This is a genomic window from Methylosinus sp. DMC45, assembly GCF_056313885.1.
In genome coordinates, this window is record NZ_JBQUZK010000010.1 from 38,046 (window position 1) to 44,270 (window position 6,225).

A 6,225-nucleotide genomic window follows, 5' to 3' on the forward strand; every position below is an offset into this window, starting at 1 on the left:
ATTGGCGCTATCGATCAAATTTCCGATCGTCGACGATCATGTCATCGTCGCCGCGGATGGCGCGCTCGGCCCCCGCGAGCGCGCCGCCGCTTTCGCCTCGCTCGCCGCGCGCGACATAGCGGCGATCGATGCGCGCAACGCCGCCGCCATCGGCTCGTCCATCCCGCACGAAACCTTCGTCGACGGCGCGGCGACGAACGATCTTCTGCGCGCCTCCGAGCGCAGCGAGATCATGGCGCGCTGGAAGGTCGAGGTCGGCGTCATCGAATGGATTTGGGACGCGCTCCATTCCGCCGGCCCGATCAAGACCGGCGCCTATCGCGCCTCCGCACGCATCTATGCCGACGGCCGTGAGGTCTCCTCTCCGCGGGAAGCGCTCGGCGCGCGCGAGGTGATGATCGTCTCGATCGCGCCCTATGCCCGCAAGATCGAACGCGGCGCCAAGGGCTATTCGCCCGGCAAGGTCTATGAGTCCGTGGCGCAGGCCGCACGCGCCCGCTTCGCCAACGCCGCCCGCGTGAAATTCACTTTCGCCGAGCCGGAAGGCCCCGCCCCCGGCCTCGACCATTGGGCCGCGGCCCATGCGCGGCGCGCCTTTTCACATCCGCAGCGCCGGGCCGCGCAATCGGCGCGCAACCGGCGCCAGCCCGCCATTCTCGTTTTTCTGGGGTGACGATGAGCGATAATCTCACGGCGCAAGCCTCCTATGTGTTGCGTGAAACGGGCGTCGACGAGACGGCGGCCAAGCTGCGTCGGCTCGGCGACGCCAATGCGAAGACCGCGCAACAGGCCGAAATCCTCACGCGCCAGCAAACGCTCCAGGACGCCTCGACCACCCGCCTCGGCGCCAAGCTCGACAATCTCGCGCGCAAATATGATCCGGTCTATCGCGCGCAAGCCGAGGCGCAGCGCCTCGAGCGGACGATCGCCGCCGCCGAGAAAGGCGGAATCGCCGTCCCCGAGGCGGCTACGCGCGCGCTGGAAATCGCCAAGCAGCGCCACGCCGACCTCGTCGACCCCAAGGCGATGGACAGTGCGACCGACAGCGTCGCGCGCTTCCGCAAGCAGGTCGATCGCGTCGAGGCCTTCGCCTGGAACAATACGAACTTCAGCTCGAATGAAATCGAGCGCGTCACCGGACCGATCCGGGCGCTCGCCGGCGCGATCGGCGTCATTCCGACCGTCGCCGTCGCCGGCTTTGCCGCCGTCGGCGCGGCGATGCTGGCGATCGAAATGCGCGCCCACAATATCAGCGTCGCTGCGGGCCAGATGGCTGATGATCTCTCGCTTTCGGGACAGGTGAATGCCTCCGGCGCAATCGGCGCGGGCGGTCAGCAATATGCTGAGCAGCTCACGAAAATGTCGAGCGCCTGGGATGTGATCGGCAAGGGCGCGTCGCTGTCGACCGATGAGGTCCGCAAGTTCGGCGCCGAGGTCGCAAAGCTCCCCGGCGTCACTGCGGAGACGGCCGCGGGCCTCGGCGATCTCGCGCGGGCCGAGCGCTACGCCTTCGGCGCGGAAGGCGTCGACAGCATTCAGAATCTCGTCGCGGCGCTCCGCCAGCCGGAGCAGGCGCTGCAAAATCTCATCGCCAATAATCTCGGGCTCACGGTCGCGCAGCGGCAAATGGCGCAATCGGCGCTCGAGAGCGGCAATGGCCAAAAGCAGGCCTCCGCCTATTTCCGCATCGTCACCGACGATCTCGTCAAGCAAAAGGCGGAAGCTGCTCTGCTCGACGCCGCGCAGCATTCTCTGAGCGGCGCGACGCGCGAGGTCGCGCAGCAAGCGCTCGACGCCGCCCGCGCCAGCGGTGATTTCGAAGGCGCGCTCGAACGTCTCGCCGCGACGGGAAGCGACGCCGCCCGCCGCCTGCTCGGCGTCGTTTCCTCGATCCGCAGCGTGCGCGCCGAGCTGGCCCGCGGCCTCTCTGGGATAGAGCTGACCAATCAGCTGCGCGCGATCAACGACAAGCTCTATCCGCTGCGCACATCCTCGCGCCAGGCCGATGCGCAATTCGCCGACTCCCGCGCCAATGTGGAAAATGCAGAGCGCACGGCTGCGGCGAACGAGGCGAATCTGAGGCGCATCGAGCGCGCCGGAGAGGCCGGGTCGGACGAATATAAGCGTGTCACCGCGCAGCTCGCGGAAGCAAACGAGCAATTGCGGCTCGCACGCGAGAATACGGCGGCGCTCGATGCGGCGCGTCGCAAGGCGGCCGAGGCGGTCGAAGGCGGCTCGTCCTACGATCGGGCGAAGAAGAATATCGACTCCGCTCACGACGTCGATAAGGACGAAGTCGCGCGCCATCGCGAGACGATCGCGGCGCTCGAGGCGCAGCGCGCCGACCTCGAGCGCTCGAATGTGGCGTCGAGCGAAGACGGCGCCGCGAAAGTCCGAGAGATCAATCAGAGCCTCAAAGACGAAGAAGCAAAACTCTCCGATGAGCGTCTCAAGGTGCAAGTCGCACGTATCGACGCGGAGATCGCGAAGGAAGAGCAGGGCTCGGAACGAAAGAAGCAGCTCGCGCGTCAGAAATTCGAGTTGGAAACGCGCGGCGTCGCGCCGGACTCCGCCGAGGCGATCGGCAAGCAGAGCGATCTGCAGAGCGTCCTAGACGAGGAAGCGAAGGGCGGCGGCGGCAAAGGCCGGTCCGGCTCGGCGCGAGCCTCGCTGGATCAGGTCGACCGCGTCATCCAATCGCTCGAAAAAGAGAACGCCTCGCTCCAGGGCGAAGCCGACGCCATCGGCAAATCCAATGTCGAGCGCGAGAAAACCATCGATCTCGCCAAGGCGGAGGAAGCGGCGAAAGAGCGCGGCTCCGCGCTCACCGAGGAAGAGCGCGCCCACGTGCTCGCCTTGGCCGAGGCGCACGCCACGCTGCGGCAAAAGGTCGATGAGGCGACGAAGGCGCAGGAAGCCGCCGAGGCAGCTCGCAAGCAGTTCGCCGAAATGGGCGAGTCCTCAGTCGAGCGCCTCATCGTCGAGCATCAAAAGCTCGCTGATGTGCTGAAGGATATCGTCAAGGAACTCGAGAAAATGGCGCTGAAGGCCGTGCTGACGGGGCAAGGCCCCCTCGCCGGCCTGTTCGGCACGCAAGGGCAGAATGGCGGCGTCGGCGGGCTGTTCGGCCTTCTCGGCAATATTGGCCATGGCGGCTCTCTACCGACGGTGGCGCAGGGCGGCATGGGGCCGGACATGCCCGTCGGAATGGCCGGGGGCGGTGGCGGCGGAGGCCTCCTCGGCTTCCTCGGCGGCCTCTTCGGCTTCGCCAATGGGGGCCTCATCACAATGGCGCACCTGCCCCGCTACGCCAGCGGCGGCCCCGTCGCGCCGGATGGCGGCTTCCCGATCCTCGCGCATCCGGGCGAGGTGGTCCTCAACGCCGCGCAACAGCGCAATGTCGCCGGCGCGATCGGCGGCCAAGGGTCGAAGATCGTCTTCGAAAATCACGCCCCCGGCGTCACCGTCCAGTCGCTCTACGCCACCCATGGCGAGGTCCGCTACATGATTCAGAGCGAGGTCGCCGCCAATAATGAGCGCCAGTCGTTGGCGCCTTTGCAGGCCTGGTGATGGCTTATGACCCGTCAATTCCCCATTGGCCGCGCAAGCTGCTCCCACAGAGCTGGGGTGGCGGCGTGGCCAATGGCCAGCTGCTCGGCCCGCTTCCCTTCGTCGGGCCGCCGCAGAGCAATGTCTCGCCCTCCGGCGCCCTCTCCTTCCGACTCGACGATATCCGCCTCTTCGATCCGCCGCGCGGTCCGGCGACGGCGACGGCCGCGCCACGTTCCCGCCGCGTGCATCTCTTTCGCGCGCTCTATTCGCGGCTGAACAAGGGCGGCGCCGTCTATATGCCGGTCATGGATTGGAGCCGCGGCCCGCGCGCACGCGCCGGCCTGCCGCTCTTCGGGCCGCTCTCGACGCATTCGGACGGCTCCACATTCTCGGACGGCTCCTCCTATTCTCAGGGCGCCGGCGATGCGACCATCGCCCTCGCCGCCGCGGCGCAGAGCTGGCGCGTCACGATCGACGTCGCCTCGACCATCGTTCCCGAGGCCGGCGATTGGATGTCGCTCGGCGATCGCGCCTATCTGCTCGAGGGCGTCTGGCCGAGCGACACTGTGGCGCATCGCTATGAGGTCCTGCTCGATCGCTGGCTCCGCGAGGCGGCCGCGATCGGCGACGTCGTCGAATTCGCGGATCCGTTCTGCCGCATGGTGCTTCAGCCGAAATCGCGCGGGCAGAGCTTTCCGCTCTCGCTCGGCCGCATCGGCGGCGCCTCGCTGGAATTCATCGAGGCCTACTGGGGATGAGCAGCATTTTCGCAGGCGCGATCGCCGCCGCCATCCGCGGCGACACGGTCTCCATCATGCTCGGCGCCAAGCTGAACTATCTCTCCGGCCCGGACGCCTATTGGAACGGAATCGGACCGCTCGACGCGACTGCGCTCGGCGGTCCCGTCTTCAAAGGCGTCGGCGCACTCGGTTCCATGTCGGGCTCGCTCGAGATCGGCACGCAGGCGGCGACGCAAGAGCTGACGCTGACGCTCTCCGGCCTCGATCCGTCGATCCTCGCGAAAATGCAGGATCAAGAAACCGAGGTCCAAGGCCGCCGCGCCGAGATCTATTTCCTCACCTTCGCCGCGCCGGCCGGCGCGCGCGAGACCGAGCGCGCGCTCATCTCCTGCGCGCGCCGCCGCACGCTGGTGATGGATCGAATGGTGCTCGAGGCGGGTCCGGTCGAAGGCGGCCATCAGGCGGCCATCTCCGTTGTCTGCGAGCCTCTGCTCGTCGGCAAGAACAGGGCGCGATGGGCGTTTCTCACCGACGCCGATCAGCAGGCACGCTATCCCGGCGATCGTGTCTGCGAGCGCGTGCAAGAGCTGATTCAAAAGCAGAGCATCGTCTTCTCGGGATGATCCCCGTCGCTCTCTTCCTGCGCGATTACGACGCCATGCCCGGCATGCTGTGCAGCGAGCCCGTGCTCGCCTATCTGCGCGCCAGCGGGCGCGTCGCCGGCGATATCCCGCCCGAGCGCCAGCGCGCGATTTTCGAGCGTTATGGCGTCGTGCGCGCGCTCGCCATTTGCGGCCGCGCGCTCGGCTTCCGACTCGTGCGGCCGTTGCGCCTGGCGGAAGGCGACGCCGTGCTGTTGCGCGCGCCACAGGTTCGCGGCGGCGCGATTTGCGGCCTCATCGGCCGCGACGGCTGCGCGTTGGCCCTCGCCGGCGACGCGCTGGTCGGATGGAGCGCGCCGGACGTGCTGCGCGTGGCGGAGTTCGGATAATGGCGGTCGCGATCGGCGGTCTGCTGCTCGGCGAGGCTATCGCCGGGACGGCTGTGCTCGGCACCACGCTCGGCGCGATCGTGGGAACGACGGTCCTCACGATCGGCACGACTGCGGCGACATTCGGCGCCGAGGCTCTGCTCGCCGGCTCGCATCGTGCTGCGCAGAAATTCACCATTCCGCAAGCGCCGATTCCGCAAGAGCAGGAAGGGCAAGAGACGCCGCCGCGCCTCTATGGCTACGGCCGCTACAAATCCGGCGGCTATCTCCTGTTCCGCGAATCCGCCGGCCAATATGTCGGCTACGCCATGTGCGTCGCCTGCCGACCGATCGATGGCGTCGAGGCCTATATCGTCGACAGCGAGACGCTCACCACGTCGACCGGCGCGACGACAGAGCCGACGCTGGGCGCCTTCGGCTATTATCCGAACACGCGCGACTTCGCCGATAGCGCCATCGTCTGGCCGTCGAGCGGCATGAAAAACGGGCAATACATCGCCTATATCGATGTGCCCGGCCATGGCCCCTCACCGATCGTCACGGCCGTCGGCCCCTTCGGATTCCTCGAGTTTCGCAACGCCACAGAGGCAGGTCACGCGTCGACCCTGCTCACCACCTATTTTGGCGGCGTATGGTCTGCAGACACGCATCTCGGCCGCGGCCTGGCGATCGTCTACACCAAATGGGCGACGATGACGCCCACCTTCCATATGGTGCACTTCCCGCGTTATCTCCCAAGTCATTCGCAGGTCCTTCGCGGCGCCAAGATCTATGATCCGCGCGACAGTGCGCAGAGCTTCCTCGACCCCTCCTCCGGCCTCTATTCAGTCGACAATCCCACATGGACCTATTCGGTCAATGCAGTTTTGCAGATCGCCGATTACCTCACCTTCCCGGAGGCATTCGGCCTCGCCTATGACGATATTCATTGGCCGAGCTTCA

At 67.0% G+C, this 6,225-nt stretch carries 6 protein-coding genes; all 6 read left to right on the top strand.

All coding sequences use genetic code 11. The annotated features are described in order from the left end of the window. Nucleotide 1: 1 nt before the first annotated feature. Entirely contained in the window at nucleotides 2–673 is a 672-nt protein-coding gene (locus ACT53T_RS03525; protein ID WP_476160108.1) for a hypothetical protein, read from the top strand. Between the two features lie 2 nt (nucleotides 674–675). Then, nucleotides 676–3,570 carry a hypothetical protein gene (locus ACT53T_RS03530; protein WP_476160109.1) on the top strand — a complete coding sequence of 965 codons (2,895 nt, stop codon included), beginning with the start codon at nucleotides 676–678 and terminating at the stop codon, nucleotides 3,568–3,570. Beyond that, nucleotides 3,570–4,310 carry a hypothetical protein gene (locus tag ACT53T_RS03535; protein WP_476160111.1) on the top strand — a complete coding sequence of 247 codons (741 nt, stop codon included), beginning with the start codon at nucleotides 3,570–3,572 and terminating at the stop codon, nucleotides 4,308–4,310. The genes ACT53T_RS03530 and ACT53T_RS03535 overlap by 1 nt, the downstream gene beginning before the upstream one ends. Further along, on the top strand, nucleotides 4,307–4,915 hold the full coding sequence (locus tag ACT53T_RS03540; protein ID WP_476160112.1) for a hypothetical protein: 609 nt from the start codon (nucleotides 4,307–4,309) through the stop codon (nucleotides 4,913–4,915). The genes ACT53T_RS03535 and ACT53T_RS03540 overlap by 4 nt, the downstream gene beginning before the upstream one ends. Beyond that, entirely contained in the window at nucleotides 4,912–5,283 is a 372-nt protein-coding gene (locus tag ACT53T_RS03545; protein ID WP_476160113.1) for a hypothetical protein, read from the top strand. The genes ACT53T_RS03540 and ACT53T_RS03545 overlap by 4 nt, the downstream gene beginning before the upstream one ends. Further along, the coding region (locus ACT53T_RS03550) for a hypothetical protein (protein ID WP_476160114.1) at nucleotides 5,283–6,225 on the top strand (943 nt) is incomplete at its 3' end. The genes ACT53T_RS03545 and ACT53T_RS03550, both read left to right, overlap by 1 nt.